The following is a 23,481-nucleotide window of genomic DNA, read 5'->3' as shown; positions in this document are numbered from 1 at the left end:
TCCCAGCCGCCCACCCAACCTTCCGGTAGAGGGGGAAGCTCAAAGCTCATCGTGGCACCAAGAGCCTGCGCTGGAATCCAGGGGGACGGGTGGAGGCGCCCCTCTACCGGTCGGGGGCCAGGGTGGCTGGGAGAGGGGTCGGGGGTGAGGGATCCGGAAAACTCCTCGCACCGGCCGCTCTTCAAACTCCTCCCGCCCGATCCGCAGCTTCGCTGGCGATGCCGCGGCTAGCCAGAGTCAAGAAAGGCTGCCAGCTCATACAACGCTGACAGCCTTTCTCGTCTTTTCGCCGGACCTCGGCCGGAGATTCAGCCGAAGTGGATCGAAGGGCGGCTCAGGGATGTCCCGCCACCACCACCTGAGGATCCACCATGCACATCTCCTTGCCGTTCTCGTCCACGACCACCACGTCATACTTCCAGTACACCCGCTTGATGTCGCGCTTCATCTCCTCCGCGGGGAATCTCTCCACCAGCCCGGAGCGGATGGCATTGTGCTCGCTGTCGATGTAGAAGGCCTCCCGCTCCTGATAGCGCTTGGGGGTGTTGAAGATCCCCCGGGGGGTGTCCTTCTTGGCGACGATGAGGATGGTGTGGCCTTCCTTGAGGCCATAGACCTTCCACAAGACCTCGATATCGGCGGTCTCGTCCTTGTCCTTCTCGTCGTAGTTGTAGGTGATGGTGACGTCTTCCGGGTCGACCCGGATCCCGCAGCGGGCGCGCTCTCCCCGGCCGTCGTTCTGATAACTGCTGGCGTAGCGAACCTGCAAGCGCACCGGCTCGATGCGGTAGGTCTCCGGGCGAGGCGCCCGCGCCTCGTCCATCTTCATGGTGTCGCCGGCCTCCATGGTGTCTCCCCCCGCCTTCGGCTGCGCCGTATGCGCCGCGCACGCCGGCAGCAGCAGGACGCCGACCAAGAGCAAGTTCCAAGCCCACCCGATTCGACCGACCTGATTCCATCTCGACATTTGACTTCCTCCCCTCTCGTAGACCCTTGATTACCCCGGAGAGCTACGGCCCCTCAGGCACCGTCCCCGTCGAAAGCCAGGGGCTCCGAGGTTGCTTGTCGTGGTTGTGGTTCATCGGACGCGAGTCCCCGGGCAACCCCCGGAGCCATCGCAGGTCACTCGTTGCTAGATCCTGTTGCCAGATCTCGTCGCCGGATCTTTCTTCCAGATCAACACCTGAATCGTTCTTTAACTTGTGCAAGATGAGTGCCGAGTCTACCATAGGCCCCCGTAGATCCCTGCCATTCCATAGTCTGCACAGCGGTGGTGTGAGAAACTTCCGAAGATGCCCGAGACAACCACTCCAGAACGCCGCACCGAGGAGCTGGAAGCCCTCGTCAACATGGCCAACGAGCTGCTGCAGCTCGATGACTACGACCGCATGCTCGACGCGGTGGTCCAGGCTTCCCTATCCATCCTGCGGGCAGACCGCGGATTCCTGGTGCTCAAGGAGGACGAAGAGCTCGCCTTCAAGGTAGTCCGCAACTGGAGCCCGGAAGAGCTTCAGGGTGGTGGCGAGCCGGTGAGCCGCTCCATCGTCAAGGACGTCATGAAGCGGGGCCAACCGGTACTGGTGGAAGACGCCCTCAGCGACCAGCGTTTCGCCAAGACCGACAGCATCCTGCGCAAGGGCATCCGCTCGGTGCTCGCAGCGCCCCTGGAGGTGGAGGGCCGGCTGGCCGGCGCGCTCTATCTCGAGAGCCGCTCCCTCGACCGCCTGTTCGGCAAATCCCAGCTGCAACTCTTCCGCCGCATCCTGGAGCTCTCCTCCGGCGCCCTGCAGTCGTGCATGAAGCGACTCCTGCTCGAGCAGCGCAACAGCCTGCTGGAGCGGGACCTGCTGGAGCGCTACAAATTCCCCGGCATCCTGACCAACGATCCGGGCCTGCTCAAGGTGCTGGAAACCGTCGCCCAGGTGGCGCCGTCGGAGCTGCCGATCTTGGTCCAGGGCCCCACCGGCACCGGCAAAGAGCTCATCGTCCGGGCTATTCATCTGAACAGCGCGCGAGCCAAAAGCCCTTATGTAACCGTCAATTGCGGCGCCGTCTCCCCGACGCTGCTGGAGTCCGAGCTCTTCGGCCACCTGCGCGGCGCCTTCACCGGCGCCACCCGCGACAAGGTCGGCCTGATCCCCGCCGCCGACTCCGGTACGGTCTTCCTCGACGAGGTCGGCGAGCTGCCCAAAGAGCTCCAGGTCAAGCTGCTCCGCACGCTGCAATTCGGCGAGGTGCAGCCGGTGGGCGCCCAGCGCCCCAAGACCGTCGACGTGCGCTTCGTCGCCGCCACCAACCGGGACCTGGAGCAGGAGGTCAAGGACGGCAACTTCCGCGAGGATCTGCTCTACCGCCTCAACGCCATCACCCTCGAGCTGCCACCCCTCAAAGACCGCCCGGGGGACGTGCTTCTGCTCTTCCACCACTTCGTCCAGCGCGCCGCCGACAAGGCCGGGCGCCCGGTGCCGGTGGTCACGCCGCGGCTGGAGAAGGCGCTGCAGGAGTACAGCTGGCCGGGCAACGTGCGGGATCTGGAGAACGAAGCGAAGCGATTGGTGGCGGTGACGCCGGAGGGCGAGCCCCTGTCGGTGGACAACCTGAGCAAGCGCATCACCTCCGACTCCACCACCGCCCAAAGCCCGCTACTGACCCTGGAGGAGAGCGAGGAGCGGTTGATCCGCCTGCACCTCAAGGAGGCCGGCGGCAACCGCACGGCGACGGCCAAGTCCCTCGGTCTGAGCCGCGAGGGGCTGCGCAAGAAGATGAAGCGCTACGGCATCACATGACACCGTAGCGCTCTCCCTCGGCCCTATGGGGCCAGCGAAACCGCCCATTTTCTGGGCAGCACCGACCACGATGTGGGCACCTCAGCCGGCGTAGGGGCCGGAATCGTAGCCGTCCGGATCCGGCGTCGCCGCTGAGCTCCGGCTGCGCTCCTTGAGCGCCGCAATGACCAGCCAGGCGCCGATGAGGATCATCGGCACGGGCCAGTAGTCTGCCAGCCACATCCACTCCCAGAGGCCGAAGCGAGCCATCAGCTCGAGGACGCCGACGAGAATCAGGGCCACCCCCGCCACCATCGTCCCCTGCCCCGGGCGCAGCCGCGGCCGCCCCGGATCGTCCAGCAGCCCGAGATCGGTGGCGAAGCCGAGATTGATCAGTTTCGCCTGGCGATAGGAGTCGAGGATGTTGAACAGGATGAGGAAGGGGATCAGGAAGCCGAAGAACGGCGCTCCGGTCAAGGTCACCATCACGATGGCGACGGAGACGAGGGCGAAGAAGACCACCCCGCGGTAGTAGAGCCCGTTATAGATATGGCCGATGCCCGGGAAGAAGGCCAGCAGGGCGGCCACCAGCGGGCTCTTGGGCAGCGGCGGCGAGGCATTCTCGGCGGCGGCCGCCGGAGGCGCTCCAGGCCCCGGGGCCCTCTCCACCGCCGGCGGCGGGGGGACGACGGGGCGCTCGGCCTCAGGCTGGGCTACCTCGGGAGCGTTTTCGGTGGAATCGAGTTGTTCAGCGGTAGCGTTCATGGCTTCTGTCTCCTTCATCGGTCCTGGAACCTTCATCAGTCCTGGGACCGAGATCTTTGGGGGCTGGATTACGAGACGGTCGAATCAGGGCTCCTGGGAATCCGGGGCCTCGCCGTCGGGATCGGTATCGAGCGAAGCGCCGCCATCGGGGGCAGGCTGAGCACCGGGCGTCTTCCAGGACTTTTCCGACCAGCGCTGGAGGCCGTCGCCGACCTTGCGCCACTCCTGGTTCAGGTTCTCGCCGTAGCTCCGGGCCTGGCCTTCCAGGCGTCCCAAGAAGCTCTGTCCCTGCTGGCCCAACTCCCCCAGCTCCGCCGCCGCTCGGCGAACCGGTCGCTCGAATACCTCCGGGGTGCGCTCCGCGATAGCCGCCGGGCCACCCAGGAGCAGAACCAGCGCCAGCGCCAGCAACCAGCTGGCGGCAGCGGCGTAGCGAGCATCGCCGAGATAGAACGGCAGCGGGCGCCGGCGACGAGGCAGCGAGCGCAGAGAGGCGGCGAGCCGCGGCGGCAGGGGCTCCGGAGCCGTCGCCAAAACGGGGGCGAAGACTTCGCTCAAAGCTCGACAGCGAGGGCAAGAGCTCAGATGCCGCTCCAGGCCCCGGCGGAGAGACTCGTCGAGCTCTGGGGGCCCAGGCTCTGGAGGCTCAGTCTTGGGGAGTTCAGTCAGCGCCGAGGGACGCACGGAAGGCAAATAATCCGGCCACAGGCGATCGAAATCGCGGCACAGCACTTCCTGGCTCGGGATCTGCTGCAACCGTCGGCGCAAGGCCTCGGGCAGCGGCTGTCGGGGGCGAGAGGGGGCTTTGGCGGGCCACCAGCGTTTCAACATGATCCAACCTCCGCCCAGGCTTCGTCGTCGCCCTCCGGCGCCGGCGGCCGGATCATCTCGGCGACCCGTTCCGCCAGCTCCCGGCGGGCGCGCACCAGGCGGGACTTGAAGGTGCCCATGGGCAGCTCCAGCGCCGAGGCGGCCTCCTCGTAGCTCAGCCCCTGGAGGTCCCGTAGCGCTACCACCAGAGCCAGGTCGTGGGACATCTCCGCCATCGCCTGTTGCACCGTGTGCAACCGCTGCCGGCGCTGCGCCGCGGCCTGGGGATCGTCCCCGGAAGGCACCTGGTCGAGGGCCTCCGCGGGCAACCGCTGGGCCCGCCGCTCCGCCCGCTGCCGGCGGTAATGCTCGATGCACAGATTGCGCGACAGACGCAGCGACCACGCCACCAGCGGCACGTCGCCGCGGTAGCGGTGCAGGTTGCGGTAGAGCTTGAGGAAAATGTCCTGAGTGAGATCTTCCGCCTCCGCCTGTGTGCGGGCGAATTGGCGGGCGATGTTGTAGATGCGGCCACCGTAGCGGCGGATCAGCTCATCCCAGGCATCGGCATCGCCGGCGGCGGCGCGGTGGGCCAGGGAGCGGTCGGATTGAGGTTTCCACGGCGTCATGAATCGTCCTTACACTAGGCAAGACGACAACGCCGCGAAAAATGTTCTCCGCCGGGGCCAGGTTTTTCTGACCAGAGATCTGAAGGTTCGAGAATCCAGGCTCCCACGAAGGGCTCAAACCCCACGCTAATCCGGCGCCGCCTGTGAGCCGGCGGATCGAACGGGCTGAGACTTGGGCAGCGTTCGATACGAGCAGCTGGAAGAACCCCTCACCCCCGTCCCCTCTCCCAGTCCCCCAAACCCCCAACCGGTAGAGGGGCGCCCCCACCCGTCCCGCTGGATTCCGGCGCCCAATCTTGGTCTGGCGATGAGCTTCGAGCTTCCCCCTCTACCGGCAGGTTTGGGTGGGCGGCTGGGAGAGGGGGACCGGAGGGGGTGAGGGCTTGGCTCTAAAGAAGCATCAGCCGCTAAATTCTCTCACCAGACGGAGCTGTCTGCTTCCGAGCTGCTGGATGTCTACCCCTCTGAGAAGCTTCAGGTCAGGGTGTCTCATCCGTGACAAGACGGTACTTATACCCACGAACCCCGGGAGCTTCGGCTTCTTGCCGACTCCGGGGAAGCCCTCAGAGCCGCTTCTTGACCAAACGGATCATGCCACCGAGCACCGGGATGCGCTCGTAAACCGTGGAGGTAGTGTCCCAATAGTCGCGTTGGAAGAGGATCCGGCCCTGGTCGTCGAAACGAACATGGGAAACCCCCGGCGCCACCAGTGGGGGCTTGTTCGAGCTCTCGCCGAGGGTGAAGGACATGGTCCAGCGGAAATAGAATTCTGTTCCCTCGCGAGCGGCGTGCTCGACGGCGAAGTCGCCTTCTCCGAACTTCTCGGAAGTCTCCACCAGGTACTCTTCGATGGCTTCGACCCCTTGCAGCTCGCGGATCTGATCGTTGAGGTAGGCGTCCGGCGCAAAGGTGCTGGGAACGTTCTCCCGAAGAGCCTCGGGGGTGAATTGACCGTAGAGGGCGACGAAGCGCTCCCGGGCCTGTGCCAGGGTAAGACTCTCCGAGGCCCTTTCGGCGCTTTGTTGCAGGGCGTTACGATACGTCTCCAAACGCGCTTCTCCTCGTGGATTGGCCGAGCCGCAAGCGGCGACCAGCAGCATCCAGGCCGCCACCGCCACCCCCCAAGCTCGGGCGGACCGGGAAGAGCTCATGAAGACCGAGCTTGCAACCGACGCAGCTCCGCCACGACCTCCCGGGGATCGGGCCAGCCGCCGCCGAGAAAGCTCAAGAGGCCTCGGGACTGCTTTTCTGCGATGACCTGACCATCGGCAAGGACTTCGAACTGTCCGGGTTTCCCCGGTTCCAGGGTCACCGGTTCTCCCAACTCTTTCTGAATGATGGCGGCGAGACTCGCCGCCCGGGGCCGGTAACCTCAAGAAACGCAATGCTGAATGATGATGTTCATGAAACCCCCTTCTTGTCATCTCGCTGACTGGGCCTCCAATTGGCCTTTCGCTCAAATATACGAGGTCCAGCTACCGAAGGCCAGCGGTGACCAGCGTAGAGCTCGCGCCGGGACCCCGCCGGCGGGGGTGCTAGCAGCCCGCGGTCTGCTAGGCTGAGGCGGCCGAGAGAATGATCATGAGCCGCACCATCCACATTTCCTCCGAAGTCCTCTGCCGCGAGCTGCAGGGGGAGGCGGTGCTGCTGGATCTGGACAGCCAGCGGTACTTCGGGCTCGACGCCGTCGGCACCCGTATCTGGCAGCTGCTGGACCAGCACGGCGAGCCTCACGCGGTGTTGAATGCCCTGGAGGAGGAGTTCGATGCCGACCGAAAGACCCTGGAGCACGATCTGCAGCAGTTTCTCCAGCGGCTGACGGAGGCGGGGCTGATCACCGTCGAAGCACCGGCGGAAGCGGCTCGAGCCACGGAGGAATCCAGCGGTGGCTGATCCCGCACCGCGCCATGCGCCGAGCAAGGCTTTGGGGCTCTTCTTTCGCTCCCCGGCCCGGGATCGCTGGCTTTTTCTGCGCTCACTGATCTTGCTGCCCTGCTGCCGCCTGGGACTGCGGGTCCTCGGCTACCGGCGCCTCACCGCGCTGTTGGGGCGCTGGTCCCGCCCGGCCCAGGACGGTGCCCAAGCCGGACCCAGCGCAGAGCTCGTGAGCGCCCACCGGCGAGCGGTAGAGCGAGGCGCCCGCTATCTTCCTGGCCATTACACCTGCCTACACCGCTCCCTGCTGCTGTGGTGGACGCTTCGCCGCGCCGGCCTCGACTGTCAACTGCGCATCGGAGTGCGGCGGGAGGATGGAGAGCTCGCCGCCCACGCTTGGATCGAGCACCAGGGCCGGGCGGTCAACGATCAACCGACGGTGGCGGAGGAGTTCGCTCCCTTCGAAGCGCCTCTGACCTGAGCCACCACCGGCACTCCCCGGCCGGAGCCCGGACCACGGCTCCACACCCAATACACCAGCAGGGCCGCCACCAGCGCCAGCCCGATGCACATGCACCACCACAGGCCGCCGATGCCGCCGTCGGCGCCGAGGATCCACCAGGCGGCCAAGGGCAAGGCCACGACGTAATAGCCGATGAAGTTGAAGACCGCCGCCGGCCGTGGCTGACCGGCACCGCGCAGGATCCCGCTGCCCACCACCTGGAGCCCGTCGAAGAGCTGGAAGGCGGCGGCGATGGGCAGGATGGAAGCGGTGAGGGCGATCACCCCCAGGTCGTCGCTGTACAGCCGCGGCAGCTGGTGGCGCCCCACCACGAAGAGCAAGGCGAAGACCAGCATCACGCCGCCGCCCATGCCCAGGGCCACGAAGGCGGACCGCCGCGCCCCCTCGGGCCTGCCCGCACCCAACTGGTTGCCCACCCGGGTCACCGAGGCGATGCCGATGCCCAGGGGCACCATGAAGGACACCGAGGCGATATTGAACACCACCGAGTGGCTGGCCAGCTCCACTTCTCCCACCAGACCGGCCAGCAGGGTGGTGCTGGAGAACGCCCACAGCTCCAACCCCAACTGGGTCGCCACCGGCCAACCGAACCCCAGCACCTGACGGATCCCCGCCAGATCGAAGGCTTCCCGGCTCCAGCCCGACCAGCCGGCGCGATGCAGCCGCCGACGCACCACCAGCCAGGCCAATCCCAGAAACATGGAGATCTGGGTGATGGTGGTGGAAATTCCAGCGCCCACCACTCCCAGCTCCGGGAAGCCCCACTTGCCATAGATCAACAGATAGTTGGCCAGAACATTGAGAACATTGGCGCTGAGGGCGATCCACATCGCCGGACGTACCAGCCCCCGGCCCTGGAGCCATTGCCGTAGGGCCATGTAGCAGAGGGCGAAGGGGACGGAAGGAATCTGCACCAGCAGGTAGCGGTGAGCCAGCCGCGAAAGCTCCGGATCCTGACCGGTGAGGAGCAACAACGGCTCGGTCATCAGCCACAGCAGAGCGACGGGAATGCTCGCTCCCACCGCCACCACCAGCCCCCATTGCAGGGACAGGCCGACCCGGCGACGATCCCGGGCGCCGTGGGCCTGGCTGGTCACCGGATCCATGCCCAGTACCAGGCCCATGCCGATGATCAGAGTGCAGATCACCCAGGTGCGGCCGAGGGAGACCGCTCCCAGGGCCTCCACCCCGACCCTCCCCACCATCAACAGATCCACCACCCACAGGCTCATGCCTGCCAGCTGCCCCAAGACCACCGGCGTCGCCAGTCGGCTGAGGGCGCGGATCTCCCGCCGCAGCGGCGAGGCGGTGGTGGGGGGCGAAGGGCTCATGAGGATCGTCTCCGCCAGCGAGTCGTTTCCCACGGGCAGGCCGACCATCTTATGGTCTCGGCCCACACCGCACCACTTCTACGAGCAAAAAAAACGGGCACACCCTCAGCAGGTGTGCCCTTTGGAGAGACGCGGTTCGCGTCTTGAGTCAGGAATCCTTGGTCAGGCGAGGCGGCGGCGCAGCAGGAAGATGGCCGCAGCCGCGAGGCCCAGGAAGAGGGCCAGCAGACCGAAGTTGTTGGCGGTGGGCACTTCCACCGGCGACGGAATGATGGGGAAGCAGTCCTCCGGCACCGGGTTCGGGTGCAGGATGCAGATGCCGGTGTCGTCGGGCACCGAGCCGCCGGTGTCGCAGGCGTAGTTCAGACCGGTGGTCGGCGGCGGGAAGTCCTGGATGCCGGTGGTGGAACCGGAGCCGGTCTCCGGGTTGCCAGCGCCGACCTGGTACACGATGTCGTTGGTCTTGTGGTAGAGGATGACCTCCATGTCCCAGGTGGGCTCGGCGGCGCCGCCGGGGAAGTGGGCCACGTCATCCCACTGGAAGACGGTGCAGCTCTCGATGGGGCAACGATCGTTCACGCGGGGGCACTCGGCGAAGTATTCCGCCACGCCGCTGCCAATGCCGGCTTCCAGGTCCAGGTCGTCATGCAGCGGGTAGAGGCGAGCGCCGCCACCGGTGCTGGGCGCCGCCGGCACAGGGCAGTCGTTGGACAGGTCCGGGCCGGTGTCCGTGAGGTCGGTGGACATGTAGCCGTTGGAGGCCATGACGATGTCGCTGAAGCTGGTGCCGTAGATGTCGATGGGCTCGGAGAGCGCTACCGGACCGGAGGAGGAGTCATCCCCATCGAAGAGGAAGATACCCGTGGCCGAGATGTCGACGAACTGGTAGGTGCAGTTCGGCTCGGCGGAGTCAGCGTAGGTGTAGCCGAAGGCGTCCGGACCGCCGGTGGCCTCGGCAGGCGAGCCCACCGTGTCGCCGGACGGCGGAGTGGGATCCTTGACCTCAGCCGGCTGCGCGATGAGAGTGGCGGAGACAGCCAATGCCATCAAAGTAGTCAGTAAATAGCCTCGCTTCATGGTTCCTTCTCCTCGAATTTTCGAGCCCTTGGCTCAACTCCCCCACCCACGCCCACGGTTTATTTAATCTTCCAAACGGTCACGACACAGTACCAAGAGGCATAAGGACTTGTCTAGAGGCATGTCCGATCTTTGATCTCGCCGAAATCAAGACTTTGTCTGCAGTGCGGTCAGGATCCCCCGACGATCGAGCTCCTGCCGCAAGGCATCCGCCCCTTCGAAGAGGATCGCCGCCATCCCCGACTGACGGGCGCCCGCCACATTGGCCGGCCGATCATCCACCACCAGACATTGAGAGGGATAAAGCCCCAGGCTCCGGGCGGCCCCTAAATAGGACGCCGGCTCGGGCTTGCGCACCCCGGTACGGCAGGAGACGAAGCTCCAGGCGAGGTAGCGTGACAACCGCAACTTCTCTTCGATGAGGCGATACCAGACGGGGTAGTTGGACAGGGCGTGGGCCTCGAAGCCTTCTGCGACGAGCTCCGCCAGCAGCTCCTCCATGCCATCGATCCAGCGGTAGGAGGCAGCCACGTGTTGCCGGAAGGCCAGGTGATCGAAGGGCCGGCCGTCGCGGAAGAAACGGCGCAGGAATTCTTCCTCGGTGATCCGGCCGAGCTCGAAGTCGATCCAGGCTGTGGGATGTTTGAGCGCCTGCAGCTGATCCAGGGCGAGACCGAAGAAGGCCGGCTGCTCGCGGTGATAGGGGTCGTGGACCAAGGTGTCCATGACGTCCAAGAGCAGCACCGGCCTCGGCTCGGGCGAGCTCACCACCGATGCGCGCGGCCGGGCTGATTCCTGCGGACAGGTCGGCCCCCGCGGACGGGCTGGGGGGTCAAGGCGAATTCTCCCCCGGAGACTGGACCCCCGGCGGACGCAGGCCCGGGGCCTGGCCCAGGATCTCCGCCAGCAGCACTGCTTGACCGAGGGAGCGGGGGCCGCCGTAGAGCTGCCGCCGGATCTCCTGCGCCAGGCTGACGGTGGAACCCTTGGGGCCGGCCCCCGGGGTCAAGACCTCCAGCCGCGGCGCCTGGATGTCGCCAGCGGACGGCTCCTCGCCGATCAGCGGCGGTGGTGCGGCGAGCTCGACCACTTCCAGGTCTCCGGAGCCGGAGATCAGCTGCTCCCCGGGCACGCCCTGGGTGTCTCGGGTCCCACCAGCCCCGGTCGAGGGTTTCTCGATCTCCATGCCCAGCTCCCGCAGCAGCTCGGCGGTGAGGGAGCGGGTACCTTCGTGGGCCGGCAGCGGCCGCTCCGGCGCTTTCTCCCGCGACGAGGTGGACGGCTGGGGCGGCGGTGCCGGCTGGATCGGCTTGCCGGCCTCGATGGTGGCCGGCGCCGGCTTGGGGCGCGCCTGGGGCTGAGGGCGAGCCCGCTGAGGCTCAGCAGACCTCGCCGGATAGGAGCCCTGATGACGCTGAGGACCCTGCTGGCGCCGAGCACCTTGGCCCTGAGTCGTCTGACGCTGGGCTCGCTGGTGCTGGGCTGGCTGGTGCTGGCCTTCGGCCTGCTGCTGGCGCTTCTCCTCCTGCCGCTTGGCCAGCGGCGAGAGGATCGCCCGTAGCGCCCAGGCGATGACGATCACCAGCGTGGCGATGACTTCTAAGGCATCTCCCGGCATCGATCAGCTCTCGCCGTCATCCTTCTTCGAGCCCGGCTTGTCGCCCTGGTTCGAGATGGAGTCGCGCATATCGGTGTCGGCCATGATGTTGCGCATGCGGTAGTAGTCCATCACTCCGAGGTTGCCACTGCGGAAGGCGTCGGAAATGGCCTTGGGAACCTCCGCCTCAGCCTCGGTGAGCTTGGCACGCATCTCCTGGGTACGAGCGCGCATCTCCTGCTCTTCCGCCACCGCCATGGCACGGCGGGACTCGGCCCTCGCCTGGGCGACCTTCTTGTCCGCCTCCGCCTGGTCGATCTGCAGCGCCGCGCCAACGTTGGCGCCGACGTCCACGTCGGCGATGTCGATGGACAGAATCTCGAAGGCGGTGCCCGAGTCCAGCCCCTTCTCCAACACTCGGCGGGAGATGGAATCGGGGTTCTCCAGCACTTGCTCGTAAGTTTCTGCGGAACCGATGGTGGTGACGATGCCCTCGCCGACACGGGCGATGATGGTCTCCTCACCGGCGCCGCCCACCAGGCGATCGATATTCGCCCGCACCGTCACCCGGCTGATGGCCTTGAGCTGGATACCGTCCTTGGCCACCGCGGAAACCACCGGGGTGGTGATGACCTTGGGGTTGACGCTCATCTTCACCGCTTCGAGAACGTCGCGGCCCGCCAGGTCGATGGCCGCCGCGCGCTGGAAGGAGAGCTTGATGCCCGCCTTGTCGGCGCTGATCAAGGCGTTGATCACGTTGTAGACATTGCCGCCGGCCAGGTAGTGGGATTCAAGGGCCGAGATGTCCACCGCCAGACCGGCCTTGATGGCGCTGATGCGCGGCTCCACCACCACCTTCGGCGGCACCCGGCGGATGCGCATGCCGATGAGGTTGACCAGCCCCACCTTGGCGCCGCTGAACCACGCCGCCAGCCACAGGGGCACGGGGATGAAGAAGAGAAAGAGGACGATGAAGGCGAAGATCGCCAGGCCCAAGAGGAAAATCGTCAGCAGCTGTGTCATGGTCGGTCGTCTCCTGGTTCTCGATGCCGCGGCCCGATGCCGCGACAAGATCTAACCGAGCACCGCCCCCCGCCGACTACGGCGTTCTGGGGTGGCTCGGGATGAGTTATGGTTTCGCCTCTCGCCCCGCCGCGAGCTCTTCGGCGCCATGCCGGGCCGGCGGATCGGTGGGGATCTCAGGGTCCGCCGCCTCGACCTCGGCCACCGACTCCACCACCACCCGACCGCCCTCGACCTCTACCACCTCCACGGCGGTCCCGGCGTCGAGGAATTCGCCATCCGCCACCACGTCGAGGCGGCGACCCTCCAACTCCATGGTTCCCGAAGGCCGCAAATCGGTGACGGTCTGGCCCCGGCGGCCGATCAAATCGCTGAGATCCTCTTCCTGAGAGCGCCAGCTGGGAGGGTCCGGACTGTCCAGGACCAGCGCCCGGCCGGTGCGGGATCGGAAGAAGAAATGCACGCCGGCGGCGGTGACCCCCATGCTCAGCAACACCACCGCGGTGCCCCACAGCGGTCCCATGTCGAAGGCCAGGTAGCAGGCGTAGAGCACCACCACGAAGCCCACCAGGCCGAGCACGCCGCCGGGAACGAAGAGCTCCGCCAGCAGCAGCAAGTAGCCCACGGCGAGGACGATGATGAGGGCGATGAGGCCGTCCGGTGCCGCCGGCATCACTCTTCCTCCACGGATTCTTCAACGAGTCGTACCACCACCCGGCCGGAGGTCACCTTCACCACTCGCACCGGTGCTCCCTTGGCCACGTACTCACCCTCCGTCTCCACCGTCACCCGTTCCCCCGCCAGCCGCGCCCGGCCGCTGGGACGCAACGGCGTCAAGGCGACCCCTTCGGCGCCGTCCAGGGGGTGTTCGGGATCGTCGTGGGAAGTGTAGCCCTCGTCCCCGCCGAGCGTCGTGCCCAGGAAGAGGGCGGCACGGCGGCCGCTGCTGGCCCCGACGTCGGGTAGGAAGCGAATCATCACCAGGATCATCACCAGTCCCAAGAAGGTGGAGAGGAAGACCCGGAACACGGCGTCGAGGGTGAAGGGGTTGGTGATGGAGATGTCGCCCCAATCCCCGGCCATGAAGAGCATCACCCCGGAAGCGAAGATGGCCACGATGCCGGTGATGCCGGCGATGCCGAAGCCGGGGATGACGAAGATCTCCAAGAGCACCAGGATCGACCCGATGACGAAGAGGGTGAGCTCCTCCCAGCCCGCCAGGTTGACCAGGTAATGGCTGAAGTAAAGGGTCAGGAAGCAGGCCAGGGCGACACTGCCAAAGACGCCGAAGCCGGGAGTCTGGAGCTCCATGTAGCCGAAGATCATCATCCCCAGGAAGAGCAGTCCGGCGATGGTGGGGCTGGTGAGAAAGCCCACCAGCTGCTCCGACCAGGTGCGGTCCAGGGTCTCGTAGTCGGGGGAGTAGCCCAGCTCTTCGAGCATCTGGGAGAGGCTCGAAGCCTGCAGGTCGGCGATGCCGGTCTCCAGGGCGGTCTTGGTGGTGAGGGTGAGGAGCTTGCCCTCCTCGCTGATCCCCGGCACTTCCACCGAGGCGTCCACCATGGCCTCGGCGATGTCGCCGTTGCGCCCCGTGGCCTCCGCCGTCACCCGCATCTCCTGGCGGAAGTAGGAAAGGTATTTCTCCTCCACCGGCTGGGGAGTGCCCTGGCCACCGGGGGCGGACATCACCGGCGTCGCCGCACCGATGGTGCCGCCGGAGTTGATGGCGATCTTGTCGCAGGCCAGGGAGATCAGGGCACCGGCGCTGATGGCGCGCTTGTTGATCCACACAAAGACCGGGATCTCGGCGTCGAGGATCTGATCGCGCATGGCCACCGCCGCATCCACGCGGCCGCCGAAGGTGTTGAGCTCGATGACCACCGCCGGCGAGTCGCGCTCCGCCGCCGCCGACAGCAGCCGGCTCAGATAGGCGCTGGAGACCAAGCCGATCTCGCTGTCGATGGTGCCCGCCAGCGCTCGGGGCTCGCGCTCGGCGTCGGAGGTTTCCGCAGGGCCGGGCTCCTCCGAGGGCTCGGCCTCACCGTCGGCGGATTCCACCGAGACATCTTCAGAGGCGGCAGCTGCCGGCGCAGGCTCGGCATCCGGCTCCTGCCCCGAGACGGCGGGAGAGCCCAGACCGGTCCACCAGGCGGCGAAGAGCAGGACCAGCAGCCAGGCGGCCAGGCGGCGCAAGGCGGCAGGGCGAGCGACGGCAGACTGTCGGGAGAGCGGGCGGATTCGGACGTTCACCTCTTCATCATACACCGCCGAAGCCCGCGGCTGGCGGCGTATCCAGCTCCCTCGGGAGCGGCCCACGGGGCTTCGCGGCGAGGCGGCGTCCGACGACGGAGGGGCGTCAGTCCCGGCCTTCGTAAACCTTGAGACGGTTGTAGAGAGTCTTGAGGCTGATGCCCAACATCTCGGCGGCGGATTTCTTATCGCCTTCCAGCTGATCGAGGGTGGCGAGGATCACCCGCTTCTCCACCTCGTCCAGGGAGGCTCCCACCCGCACGTGCACCGAAGGCCCCCGGGCTTCCTCGGCGCCGGTGATCTCGCCGGGCAGATCGTCGGGGGAAATCACCGAGTCGGCGAGGATGTAGGCGCGCTCCAAGATGTTCCGCAGCTCGCGCACGTTGCCCGGCCAATGCCAGGCTTTGAGGCGCTCCAGAGCCTCCGGCGAAAGGACCTTGGACTCGCCGTGGCGTTTCGCCAAGCCGGCGAGGAAATGCTGGCTCAGAGCCTCTACATCCCCGTCCCGATCGCGCAGCGGCGGCAGCTCGAGGGGGAAGACCTTCAGGCGGTAGAGCAGATCCTTGCGCAGGCGGCCCTCTTCCACCGCTTCCTGGGGATCGCGGTTGGTGGCGGCGAGGACCCGCACGTCGACCTCGATCTCTTTGTTTCCGCCGACCCGCAGCACCTTGCCCGACTCCAGCACCCGCAGCAGCTTGACCTGTGCCTCCATGGGCATCTCGGTGATTTCGTCGAGGAAGATGGTGCCGCCGGAGCAGCGCTCGAAGTGGCCCTCATGACGCTTGTTGGCCCCGGTGAAGGCGCCGCGCTCGTGGCCGAAGAGCTCGCTCTCGATGAGGGTCTCGGAGATGGCGCCGCAGTTGAGGGCGAGGAAGTTGGCATCCCGCCGGCGACTCAGGCTGTGGACGGTCTGGGCGGCGATCTCTTTGCCGGTGCCGCTTTCCCCCACCAGGAAGACCGTGGCGTCGGTAGGCGCCACCTTCTCCAGCAGATCGTAGACCCGCTGCATGGCCTGGGACATGCCCACCATGGAGCCGAAGCGTCCCAGCTCCCGCAGCTCCGTGCGCAGGTTCACCACCTCTTTCTTCAGCTCGCGGGTGGATTGGAGCCGCGCCAGCAGGGTCTTGAGCCGCGCCACGTCGACGGGCTTGGTGAGGTAGTCGTAGGCCCCTAGGCGCAACGCCTGCACCGCGGTCTCCACCGACGCCTGGCCGGTGATCATGATCACCTCCGCCCGGCCTTCCTCGGCGATCTCTTCGAGCAGGTCGAAACCCTGGCCATCGGGCAGCATGACGTCCAGCAACACCAGGTCCGGAGGATCCTTGGCGATGTGTTTGCGCGCGGCCTCGAGGTTGGGGACCATGACGGTCCGGAAGCCCTCCATGGAAACGAGGGCGGCAAGGGCCTCCAGGGCGTCCTTGTCGTCCTCCACCAAGAGAGCGGTGAGCTTGGGAGAAGCGGCGGCGTTCATACGCCGGGGATCTTAGCCTCTTCCGGCGTTTTGTGCACCCGGGCGGATGCTCGGCGTGGAAGTTTTGTCCCCGCCGGCGGAAGACTTTTCACGCTCTCGGGGGTCCGGCGGCGTTTCAGCGCCGCTGCCCAGCGGTGACGACCTCGTATTCCCTGCGCCAGAGCCGAGGATCCCGCCGGCAGGGAGCTTGCAACTTCCGCCTGGAGAGTCCGCAGCAAGGTCTACGGACGCAGCAAGGCCTCGCCATAGAAAGGGCCGCAAGAAAGGGCCGCAAGAAAGGAACGTCGAGAATGACCGCACACCCCATGCATCTACCCAAGTTCATCCGCATCGCCTGGATCCTCTGGAAGCACGGCCGCAACGGCCTCTTCGATCAAATGGAGCCACCCATGGAGTTTCCTCCGGAGCTCTCGGGCCAAGCCGCGGAGCACGGGGACGAAGCGGGCAAGCCGGAAGAGCTGGCGGATGAGCTCGAGGAGCTGGGGCCGACGTTCGTCAAGCTGGGCCAGCTCCTCTCCACCCGACCGGACCTCATCCCGCCGGACTATCTGAAAGCCCTGGCACGGCTCCAGGACGGCGTCGACCCAGTCCCCTTCGACGAGATTCGGGAAATCCTGCAGGAGGAGCTGGGAGCTCGGCCCTCGAAGATCTTCCGCACCATCGAAGAAGAGCCCATGGCCTCCGCCTCCCTGGCCCAGGTGCATCGGGCGGTGCTGCGAGACGGAACCCGAGTCGCCCTCAAAGTCCAGCGCCCGGGCCTGCGCAAGCGGGTGGTCGACGACATCCAGGTATTGGAGTCGGCGGCGGAGCTCTTTGCCGCCCGCTGCAAGACCTTCGACCTCGAAGAAGTGGTCGGCGACCTCACCCGCACTCTGCTGCAGGAGCTCGACTTCCAGCGCGAGGCGGAGAACCTGCTGCGCATGGACGACACCCTGGCCGAGTATCCGCGGCTGGTGGTCCCCCGCCCGATCACCGGCCTCAGCACCTCGAAGCTCCTGACCATGGAGCTGATCCATGGCACCAAGGTCACCGACGTCAACCCCGTGGTGCTCATCGACCTCGACGGCGAGGAGCTCGCGGAGCAGCTCTTCCGGGGGTATCTGGAGCAGGTCCTGGTGCAGGGCTTCGTGCACGTTGATCCCCATCCCGGAAATCTCCTGCTCACCGCGGACCACCGCATCGCGCTCCTCGACCTCGGCATGGTGTTGGAGCTCGGGCAGCGGATGCGCGAGCTGCTGCTCCAGCTGATGCTCTCCATCAGCGAAGGGGACGGCGAGCAGACGACTCAACTCGCTCTGCGCCTCGGCGAAGAGACCGACGAGCTCGACGTCGATGCCCTGCGCGCGGAGATCAGCGCTCTGGTGCAGAGGCTCACCGACCACCAGATCGAAGAGCTGCAGCTGGGCATCCTGCTGATGGAGGTCAGTCAGGTGGCCGCGCGCAACGGCCTGCGCCTGCCCCGGGAGTTTCCGCTCCTGGGCAAGACCTTGCTCAACCTGGACCAGGTGGCGATCCTCCTGGCGCCGAACTTCCAGCCCAACCGCACCATCCAAGAGGAAGCGGCGCGCATCGCCCAGGACCAGATGAATGCGGCCTGGAGCCCGTCGGCCCTCTTCTCCAAGCTGATGAGCCTGCGGGACACCCTCGAACGCGTTCCCCGCGCCGTCGACCGGGTGCTCGAAACCGTCGAGGAAACGGGAGGAGTGCGGCTGGACGTCCAAGCCTTCGACGAGGAGCGCCTGCTGGCGGGCCTGCAGAAGATCGCCAATCGCATCACCGCCGGTCTGGTGCTGGCGGCTCTCATCCTCGGTGCGGCGCTGTTGATGCAGGTGCCCTCGGACCTCCAGCTCTTCGGCTATCCCGCCTTCGCCATCATCCTCTTCCTCGGCGCCGTCATCGGCGGCTGCGTGCTGGTGTGGAATATCTTCCGCTCGGACATCCAAAGCAACTGAGTCCCTCCCGCTGCCCAAGGCCCACCGCCCACGGCCAGCGACCACCGACCACCGACCACCGACCACCGACCCGCAGGAAAACTTACAGCCCGCTCTGTAACCTGGTTCGCTCCCGGCCTCCCGACACTCTCCCCGCAGAGTCCCCGACGCCCTCAAACGCTCCTCCTAAAGCCCTTTGATTCAGTCAGTTGCGGGCCAAGCCCCCATCTGGCGCAGGAGCTGGCCCGGCGCTTGCTCTAAGTAAGGGTGATGAGGGAGGAAACACCATTGAAGCACGAAGAAATCATCACCGAAGCCCAAGGCGAACCCAGCGCAGCCCAAAGCGCGCCAGGTGAAGAAACACTGGAGGCCTCGCGAGGATCGAAGACTCCGCGAGTCTGGAGACTCCCGAGCCCCGTCGGCGACACCCTGTTGTCCTACGTGATGCTCGGCGCACTGCTCCTCACCACTCTGGCGGCGGGAGTACAGGTGGCGGTGACCACCGACGTCAAGGCCGCCAGCTCCCGCGCCGGACTGAGCCAGCCAGGAACCCCCATCGCCGGTGCCTATCGCCTGGCCTCCACCAATCGCTCTGCCCTGCGCAAGGCTCTGGCCGCGAAGCCGCCGGTGAGCCCCCAGGTCCACTCCTCCCTCCAGACTTTCTACCAACAGAACGACCTGCGCACCGCCTGGTTCTTCGGCGGCGTGCTGAAGCCCGCCGCGCTGCCTCTTCTGGAACGGCTCCAGGCCTGCCCCACCGCTGCGCTGCCCGGTGACCTCCAGCCTGCGAGGCTCCTGGAGCGCGCTCAGAAGATGATCGCCGAGGGTGGCGAGGCCGCGGCCGTCGCCGCTCTCGACCGCGACCTCTCCGCCGCGTTCCTCTCCTGCGTCGAAGCTCTGCGCCAGGGCGCTCCAGGGGTCCACCCCCGGCAGCATGGCTGGGAGGTCGACCTTCCCGGGCCCGACGGCCTGACGCTGCTGACCAAAGCGCTCGGTAGTAGCTCGGGGTCGCTGGGAGTCACCGAAGGCACCCAGGACGGCACCACGGCGGAGGACGGCGTCCGCAGCGCCCTGGAAGAGAACCTTCCCAACCATCCTCAATTCCAGCTGCTGGCGTCCGCTCTGGTGCGCTACGAAACCATCGCCGCCACCGGCGGGTGGTCCACCGGGCTGAAGATCGAAGACACCTGGAAGCCCGGCGACAAGATCGCCCTGGCGCAGCTGGCCAAGCTCAGCGCCCGGCTACAGAAAGAAGGCTTCCTTGCCGCCGACGCCAACCCCCTGCCCAACGAGCCACGCTACGAAGGAGCCCTGGTGACGGCCATCGAGGCCTATCAGCAAGCCCGTGGGCTGGCGGTGGACGGCAAGCTGGGAGACGAAACGGTGGCCTCCCTCAACGTGCCGGTGGAGGAGCGGATTCAGCAGCTACGCATCAACCTGCAGCGCAGCCTGTGGCTCAACGAGGACGCCGCCGGCACCGCGGTGACGGTGAATATTCCGGCCTTCCGCTTGCAGGTCACCCGCGGCGGAGAGATCGTCCACCGGCAGAACGTGGTGGTGGGCAAGCGCAGCTGGCAGACGCCCATTTTCCGCGACCAGATCGAGCTGGTGGTGACCAATCCCACCTGGAACGTCCCCGAATCCATCGCCGTCGACGAGATCATTCCGCAGCTGCGCGAGGAGCCCGAGTACCTGCAGAAGAAGGGCTTCCAGGTGCTCTCGGGGTGGGGTGCCGACGCCGAGCCCATGGATCCTTACGCCGTCGACTGGGACAAGGTCGAGGCCGGGGAAACCCAGATTCGCTTCCGCCAGAAGCCCGGCCCCACCAACGCCCTGGGCAGCATCAAATTCCTCTTCCCCAATTCCCACGCGGTCTACCTCCACGACACTCCCGCCCAGCGGGCCTTCCTGCGGGCGGACCGAGCTCAAAGCCACGGCTGTGTGCGAGTGGAGAATCCCCGGGAGCTGGCCCGCGTGCTGCTGCCGGAGGACGTGGCGGAACGCGTCGAGAGCCGACTGAAGGGCACCGAGCCGGCCACCCTGAGCCTGCCGGAGCCGATCCCAGTCCAGCTGGTGTACATGACCGCCTGGGTGGAAGAGGACGGCCGGGTGCAATTCTTCGACGACGTCTACGAGATGGACAGCGACCTGGGACGAGCCGTGGAGCGCTGGAACGGCGTTCCCGTCTGGCTGGCCGCTGATCAGGAGCTCCCGACAACCGAAACCGCCCAGAAGAGCCCGCGACAGCCCCAAAGCGACCGCGTCGCCCAGGTGGCTCAGAGCTCGCCGGCGAATCGCTCCCGGAGCTGAGGAGCCGCCTGAGCCTCAGCAATCTAGGCCTTAGCAACCTGGGCCGTAGCGAGACGAATTTCTCCATGGAAGTACCCAATCAACTCACAACCCGAGAACCCTGCAACGAAAGGACCCCTCATGAGCCTTGTACAGATCATCCTCGCAGTGCTGCTGCCACCGCTCTCCGTCGCCTTGAACCGCGGCATTGGCCTGCACCTGCTGCTCAACATCGTGCTGACCATCATCGGCTGGATCCCCGGCGTCATTCACGCCCTGTGGCTGACCGCCGGAGAGCCGACTCCGCGCACGGCCTGAGCTTTCTCGACTCGAGCCTCGTGCTCCAAACCGGCGTGACTCGATAGCAGCGCGCATGGCCTGCTGCTCGATCTCGACCACATTCGACAACCCCAATCTTCGGTCTATGAGCACCGCCGTCCTCCGTTCAGGGTGCTGGCGGATCTCGCACCGACAACTAAGAAAGGAACAACCTCATGCTTTGGACTCTCATCGCGATTCTTCTGATCCTCTGGCTCCTCGGCCTCATCGGCGGCTACACCTTTGGCGGCATCCTGCACATCCTGCTGGTGGTCGCCGTCATCGTCCTGCTGGTTCGGCTGATCCAGGGCAGACGCGTCCTATGACCCGTTGACCCCAATCTCGCCAGACAGCAAAACGCCCGGGTGATGAGCCCGGGCGTTTTGCTGTGCGGAAGACTCGGCGCAGCAAGATGTCTCGGAGAAAGGGGGGAAGAGGAGCAATCAGAGCTGATCGTGGACCAAGAATGCCGCCCGTTCGAGCCAGCGGCCCCACTGCGCTCGCCGGCGCCAGCGCTCCAGCTCCAGCTCCTCGGCCTGATCCAGATCGCGTTCGAAGAGGCTCACCAGGCGATGAGCGAAGTCCTCGTGGACGATGCCCAGGCCGACCTCGGCGTTGATGTCGAAGGAGCGCTCGTCGAAGTTCGCCGAGCCGACGTAGCTCCAGCGGCGATCCACCACCACGATCTTCTGGTGGTTGAGGGTGGTCTGGAAGAAGTAGATTTCGACGCCGGCCTCGAGCAGGCGCTCATAGAGGTAGCGGCCGGCGTATTGGACGATGCGGCTATCGGTCACCGGCCCCGGCAACATCAACCGCACCCGCACCCCGCGGGATGAGGCGTCGCAGAGCATCTGGGCCATCTCCGGGCCCGGGGCGAAGTAGGGATTCTGAATCAGGATCTCGCGGCGGGCGGAGCCCACCATCAGCCGGTAGAAGATGGAGGAATTGGAAACGCCGCCGCGGGGCGAGCTCGCCACCACCTGCAGCGGCAGGTCGCCGGTGGTCTCGAGGTCGGGGAAGTACCCGGGATCGACCAGGAACTCCGCCGTCTCCTCCATCCAGTTCTGGGCGAAGACCGCCTGCAGATGGTTGACCGCCGGCCCGGTGACCCGCAGGGCCATGTCCCGCCAGCAATCCGGACGGTCCCCCGCTCCTTCCCACTCCTCGGCGATGCCGTGGCCGAAGACGAAAGCGCGGCGGCCGTCGAAGATGGCCAGCTTGCGGTGATCCCGCTTGTTCAGACGCCCGAGGGTACGCAGGCGGAAGTCGTGGTAGCGCGCCACCCGACAGCCGCAGTCTTCGAGCTCCGAGACCAGCTCGTCCTCCATCAGGAAGGAGCCCAGGGCGTCCACCAGCAGACGCACTTCCACTCCCCGCCTCGCCGCTCGGCACAGGGCGTCGGTGACCCGCCGGCAGATCTCTCCCCGCCACCAGGCGTAGACCTCCAGATGCACGGAACGCTCCGCGGCGTCGATCTCGCGCAGCAGAGCAGGATAAAACTCGGAGCCGTTTTCGAACAGCTCCAGTGAATTGCCTTCGACGGCCCAGCTTTGGGTCAGGCCCTCGGCGGCGGGGAGCAGCCGGTCGGCGTCGGGAAGGGGGTCGGGATTGAGGCGAGTGTAGCGTTGGGAGCGTCCGGACCAGAGGAGCAGGCCCAGAACGAGGGCGAGGAGAGTGCCGCCACCGAGGGTGACGACCAGCCAGGTAGGTAAAAGCATGAGAATGCGCACGACGAAGGGCCGGGGGGAGGGGGAGCCCCCCGGCCCTTCGCTGCGTCAGTTGGCTTACGACTGCTTGTCGCCGACCTTGATGCGGTTCTGCACGCTGCGGACGCCCTTGGTGCGGGCGGCCAGCTTGCCGGCTTCATCGCGGGCGGCTTCCTTGGTCACACGACCGGTGAGGGTGACCACACCCTCGCTGGTGTCGACGTCGATGTTGAAGGGATTGACCTCCGGATCGGCGGCCAGCTTGGACTTGACTTTGGCGGTGATTTCCGCATCGCTCAGAGCCTGACCGGCGGTCTTCTTGCCGAGGGTGATGTCGTTGGTCACGTCCATCACGCCCTCGGTGCTGCGGGCCAGCTTCTCGGCTTCCATGCGGTCCGCGTCGGATTCCACGACGCCGCTCAGGCGCACCACGCCTTCGTCGGTGTCGACGTCGATCTCGAAGGGATTCAGCTCGGGATCAGCGGTGATCTTGCTCTTCACTTTGGAGCTGATGACGGCGTCATCGACCTGCTCCGCCGGCGGCTGGGTGCTGCTGCACGCCACGGCGAAGGAGGTGAGTAGAGCGAGGGCGAGGGCGAGGAAAAAATGCTTTCTCATGGTTTGGAACTCCTAAGGGTCATCAAATGGCAATGGGGGGGCGAAACCGGCATCGGTGCCGATTCCGAAGAAAGACTTATTGCGCGTTCGGAGCCTGGCCGTCGTCGTCCAGCTCCGGGTTGTCATCGTCTTGGTAATCCGGATCGTCCGGAGTGGTCACGTCGATGTCCGGCACGGTGACCTTCTTCTTCTCGCCCTCCACGCTGACGTCCACGTCGGGCACGGTCACTTCTTTCTCTTGGGTCCCGACATCGATGTCCGGACCGTCTACGTCATATTCCGGCAGCTTGCCCTCTTCGACCTCGACCTCGGGCATCTCGCCCTCCTCGGTCTGGGTCACCTGGCAGGCGGCCAGGGGCAGGATGAGCAAAGCGCTGAGAGCCAGCATCGACAGCTTGATTGGAATCTTCATAAGTTCTGTACCTCCTTGGGGAAATCTGCGGGCGATGGCCGGCAGCGAAAGCGTTGTTTCGACGGCGCCGGCCGCCGCCGAAGAGCGCCAG

At 66.3% G+C, this 23,481-nt stretch carries 23 protein-coding genes; 7 read left to right on the top strand and 16 right to left on the bottom strand.

Translation table 11 applies throughout. From position 1 onward, the window contains the following. Positions 1-334: 334 nt before the first annotated feature. Positions 335-916 carry a hypothetical protein gene (locus SX243_05245; protein ID MDY7092364.1) on the bottom strand — a complete coding sequence of 194 codons (582 nt, stop codon included), beginning with the start codon at positions 914-916 and terminating at the stop codon, positions 335-337. Between the two features lie 376 nt (positions 917-1,292). Here SX243_05245 and SX243_05240 point away from each other — a divergent pair, with 376 nt between their 5' ends. Next, a complete protein-coding gene (locus SX243_05240; protein ID MDY7092363.1) occupies positions 1,293-2,786 on the top strand; it encodes a sigma-54-dependent Fis family transcriptional regulator in 1,494 nt (497 codons plus the stop codon). Positions 2,787-2,867: 81 nt separating this feature from the next. On the opposite strand, the gene SX243_05235 is transcribed toward SX243_05240, so the two are convergent. The 4 genes from SX243_05235 to SX243_05220 form a co-directional block, all read right to left on the bottom strand. Beyond that, the gene (locus SX243_05235; GenBank protein ID MDY7092362.1) at positions 2,868-3,530 is read right to left on the bottom strand and encodes a hypothetical protein; all 663 of its coding nucleotides are present in this window, start codon (positions 3,528-3,530) and stop codon (positions 2,868-2,870) included. An 84-nt stretch (positions 3,531-3,614) separates the two neighbouring features. After that, on the bottom strand, positions 3,615-4,361 hold the full coding sequence (locus tag SX243_05230) for a hypothetical protein (protein ID MDY7092361.1): 747 nt from the start codon (positions 4,359-4,361) through the stop codon (positions 3,615-3,617). After that, positions 4,355-4,969 carry a sigma-70 family RNA polymerase sigma factor gene (locus SX243_05225; protein MDY7092360.1) on the bottom strand — a complete coding sequence of 205 codons (615 nt, stop codon included), beginning with the start codon at positions 4,967-4,969 and terminating at the stop codon, positions 4,355-4,357. The genes SX243_05230 and SX243_05225 overlap by 7 nt, the downstream gene beginning before the upstream one ends. Positions 4,970-5,532: 563 nt before the next feature. Further along, entirely contained in the window at positions 5,533-6,120 is a 588-nt protein-coding gene (locus SX243_05220; protein MDY7092359.1) for a nuclear transport factor 2 family protein, read from the bottom strand. A 430-nt stretch (positions 6,121-6,550) separates the two neighbouring features. On the opposite strand from SX243_05220, the gene SX243_05215 reads away from it, so the two are divergent. Both SX243_05215 and SX243_05210 read left to right on the top strand, forming a co-directional pair. Further along, positions 6,551-6,862: a PqqD family protein gene (locus tag SX243_05215; GenBank protein ID MDY7092358.1), complete on the top strand. Its 312-nt coding sequence runs from the start codon at positions 6,551-6,553 to the stop codon at positions 6,860-6,862. After that, entirely contained in the window at positions 6,855-7,325 is a 471-nt protein-coding gene (locus SX243_05210; GenBank protein MDY7092357.1) for a lasso peptide biosynthesis B2 protein, read from the top strand. The genes SX243_05215 and SX243_05210 overlap by 8 nt, the downstream gene beginning before the upstream one ends. On the opposite strand, the gene SX243_05205 is transcribed toward SX243_05210, so the two are convergent. The 8 genes from SX243_05205 to SX243_05170 all read right to left on the bottom strand — a co-directional run bounded on the left by SX243_05205 (position 7,274) and on the right by SX243_05170 (position 16,116). Beyond that, positions 7,274-8,698: an MATE family efflux transporter gene (locus SX243_05205; protein ID MDY7092356.1), complete on the bottom strand. Its 1,425-nt coding sequence runs from the start codon at positions 8,696-8,698 to the stop codon at positions 7,274-7,276. The two genes, SX243_05210 and SX243_05205, sit on opposite strands and share 52 nt — an antisense overlap. Before the next feature lie 162 nt (positions 8,699-8,860). Further along, complete coding sequence (locus SX243_05200) at positions 8,861-9,775, bottom strand: hypothetical protein (GenBank protein ID MDY7092355.1); 915 nt, start codon at positions 9,773-9,775, stop codon at positions 8,861-8,863. A gap of 147 nt (positions 9,776-9,922) precedes the next feature. Then, positions 9,923-10,543 (bottom strand): HAD family phosphatase, encoded by a 621-nt coding sequence (locus SX243_05195; protein MDY7092354.1) that lies wholly within the window; start codon positions 10,541-10,543, stop codon positions 9,923-9,925. Positions 10,544-10,607: 64 nt separating this feature from the next. Further along, a complete protein-coding gene (locus SX243_05190) occupies positions 10,608-11,393 on the bottom strand; it encodes a hypothetical protein (GenBank protein ID MDY7092353.1) in 786 nt (261 codons plus the stop codon). 3 nt (positions 11,394-11,396) lie between these two features. Further along, positions 11,397-12,395: a flotillin-like protein FloA gene (floA, locus tag SX243_05185; GenBank protein MDY7092352.1), complete on the bottom strand. Its 999-nt coding sequence runs from the start codon at positions 12,393-12,395 to the stop codon at positions 11,397-11,399. 106 nt (positions 12,396-12,501) lie between these two features. Continuing rightward, the gene (locus SX243_05180; protein ID MDY7092351.1) at positions 12,502-13,068 is read right to left on the bottom strand and encodes an NfeD family protein; all 567 of its coding nucleotides are present in this window, start codon (positions 13,066-13,068) and stop codon (positions 12,502-12,504) included. Beyond that, on the bottom strand, positions 13,068-14,645 hold the full coding sequence (locus tag SX243_05175; protein MDY7092350.1) for an NfeD family protein: 1,578 nt from the start codon (positions 14,643-14,645) through the stop codon (positions 13,068-13,070). The genes SX243_05180 and SX243_05175 overlap by 1 nt, the downstream gene beginning before the upstream one ends. A 106-nt stretch (positions 14,646-14,751) precedes the next feature. Then, positions 14,752-16,116: a sigma-54 dependent transcriptional regulator gene (locus tag SX243_05170; GenBank protein ID MDY7092349.1), complete on the bottom strand. Its 1,365-nt coding sequence runs from the start codon at positions 16,114-16,116 to the stop codon at positions 14,752-14,754. 290 nt (positions 16,117-16,406) lie between these two features. Here SX243_05170 and SX243_05165 point away from each other — a divergent pair, with 290 nt between their 5' ends. The 4 genes from SX243_05165 (at position 16,407) to SX243_05150 (ending at position 20,980) form a co-directional block, all read left to right on the top strand. Next, complete coding sequence (locus tag SX243_05165) at positions 16,407-18,068, top strand: AarF/UbiB family protein (protein ID MDY7092348.1); 1,662 nt, start codon at positions 16,407-16,409, stop codon at positions 18,066-18,068. A 267-nt stretch (positions 18,069-18,335) separates the two neighbouring features. Further along, positions 18,336-20,357: a L,D-transpeptidase family protein gene (locus SX243_05160; GenBank protein ID MDY7092347.1), complete on the top strand. Its 2,022-nt coding sequence runs from the start codon at positions 18,336-18,338 to the stop codon at positions 20,355-20,357. 120 nt (positions 20,358-20,477) lie between these two features. Then, positions 20,478-20,654 carry a YqaE/Pmp3 family membrane protein gene (locus tag SX243_05155; protein MDY7092346.1) on the top strand — a complete coding sequence of 59 codons (177 nt, stop codon included), beginning with the start codon at positions 20,478-20,480 and terminating at the stop codon, positions 20,652-20,654. A gap of 176 nt (positions 20,655-20,830) precedes the next feature. After that, entirely contained in the window at positions 20,831-20,980 is a 150-nt protein-coding gene (locus SX243_05150; protein MDY7092345.1) for a lmo0937 family membrane protein, read from the top strand. A gap of 117 nt (positions 20,981-21,097) precedes the next feature. On the opposite strand, the gene SX243_05145 is transcribed toward SX243_05150, so the two are convergent. From SX243_05145 to SX243_05135, 3 genes are all read right to left on the bottom strand, one after another. Next, complete coding sequence (locus tag SX243_05145; GenBank protein MDY7092344.1) at positions 21,098-22,372, bottom strand: phospholipase D-like domain-containing protein; 1,275 nt, start codon at positions 22,370-22,372, stop codon at positions 21,098-21,100. A 66-nt stretch (positions 22,373-22,438) separates the two neighbouring features. After that, complete coding sequence (locus SX243_05140; GenBank protein ID MDY7092343.1) at positions 22,439-22,978, bottom strand: BON domain-containing protein; 540 nt, start codon at positions 22,976-22,978, stop codon at positions 22,439-22,441. A 76-nt stretch (positions 22,979-23,054) separates the two neighbouring features. Beyond that, positions 23,055-23,390 carry a hypothetical protein gene (locus SX243_05135; protein MDY7092342.1) on the bottom strand — a complete coding sequence of 112 codons (336 nt, stop codon included), beginning with the start codon at positions 23,388-23,390 and terminating at the stop codon, positions 23,055-23,057. Positions 23,391-23,481 lie beyond the last annotated feature (91 nt).

The sequence above is a fragment of the Acidobacteriota bacterium genome (genome assembly GCA_034211275.1).
In the GTDB taxonomy this organism is placed as follows: Bacteria; Acidobacteriota; Thermoanaerobaculia; order Multivoradales; family JAHZIX01; genus JAGQSE01.
Note: the sequence above shows the minus strand (reverse complement) of the source record. Positions and strands in the feature narration are given on the sequence as shown.

Coding starts and splice junctions, on each gene's coding strand:
- floA (MDY7092352.1), bottom strand. CDS start 12,395: ATGACACAGCTGCTGACGATTTTCCTCTTGGGCCTGGCGATCTTCGCC.
- SX243_05200 (MDY7092355.1), bottom strand. CDS start 9,775: ATGAAGCGAGGCTATTTACTGACTACTTTGATGGCATTGGCTGTCTCC.
- SX243_05140 (MDY7092343.1), bottom strand. CDS start 22,978: ATGAGAAAGCATTTTTTCCTCGCCCTCGCCCTCGCTCTACTCACCTCC.
- SX243_05215 (MDY7092358.1), top strand. CDS start 6,551: ATGAGCCGCACCATCCACATTTCCTCCGAAGTCCTCTGCCGCGAGCTG.
- SX243_05225 (MDY7092360.1), bottom strand. CDS start 4,969: ATGACGCCGTGGAAACCTCAATCCGACCGCTCCCTGGCCCACCGCGCC.
- SX243_05165 (MDY7092348.1), top strand. CDS start 16,407: ATGACCGCACACCCCATGCATCTACCCAAGTTCATCCGCATCGCCTGG.
- SX243_05230 (MDY7092361.1), bottom strand. CDS start 4,361: ATGTTGAAACGCTGGTGGCCCGCCAAAGCCCCCTCTCGCCCCCGACAG.
- SX243_05235 (MDY7092362.1), bottom strand. CDS start 3,530: ATGAACGCTACCGCTGAACAACTCGATTCCACCGAAAACGCTCCCGAG.
- SX243_05190 (MDY7092353.1), bottom strand. CDS start 11,393: ATGCCGGGAGATGCCTTAGAAGTCATCGCCACGCTGGTGATCGTCATC.
- SX243_05135 (MDY7092342.1), bottom strand. CDS start 23,390: ATGAAGATTCCAATCAAGCTGTCGATGCTGGCTCTCAGCGCTTTGCTC.
- SX243_05205 (MDY7092356.1), bottom strand. CDS start 8,698: ATGAGCCCTTCGCCCCCCACCACCGCCTCGCCGCTGCGGCGGGAGATC.
- SX243_05145 (MDY7092344.1), bottom strand. CDS start 22,372: ATGCTTTTACCTACCTGGCTGGTCGTCACCCTCGGTGGCGGCACTCTC.
- SX243_05150 (MDY7092345.1), top strand. CDS start 20,831: ATGCTTTGGACTCTCATCGCGATTCTTCTGATCCTCTGGCTCCTCGGC.
- SX243_05220 (MDY7092359.1), bottom strand. CDS start 6,120: ATGAGCTCTTCCCGGTCCGCCCGAGCTTGGGGGGTGGCGGTGGCGGCC.
- SX243_05180 (MDY7092351.1), bottom strand. CDS start 13,068: ATGCCGGCGGCACCGGACGGCCTCATCGCCCTCATCATCGTCCTCGCC.
- SX243_05155 (MDY7092346.1), top strand. CDS start 20,478: ATGAGCCTTGTACAGATCATCCTCGCAGTGCTGCTGCCACCGCTCTCC.
- SX243_05240 (MDY7092363.1), top strand. CDS start 1,293: ATGCCCGAGACAACCACTCCAGAACGCCGCACCGAGGAGCTGGAAGCC.
- SX243_05170 (MDY7092349.1), bottom strand. CDS start 16,116: ATGAACGCCGCCGCTTCTCCCAAGCTCACCGCTCTCTTGGTGGAGGAC.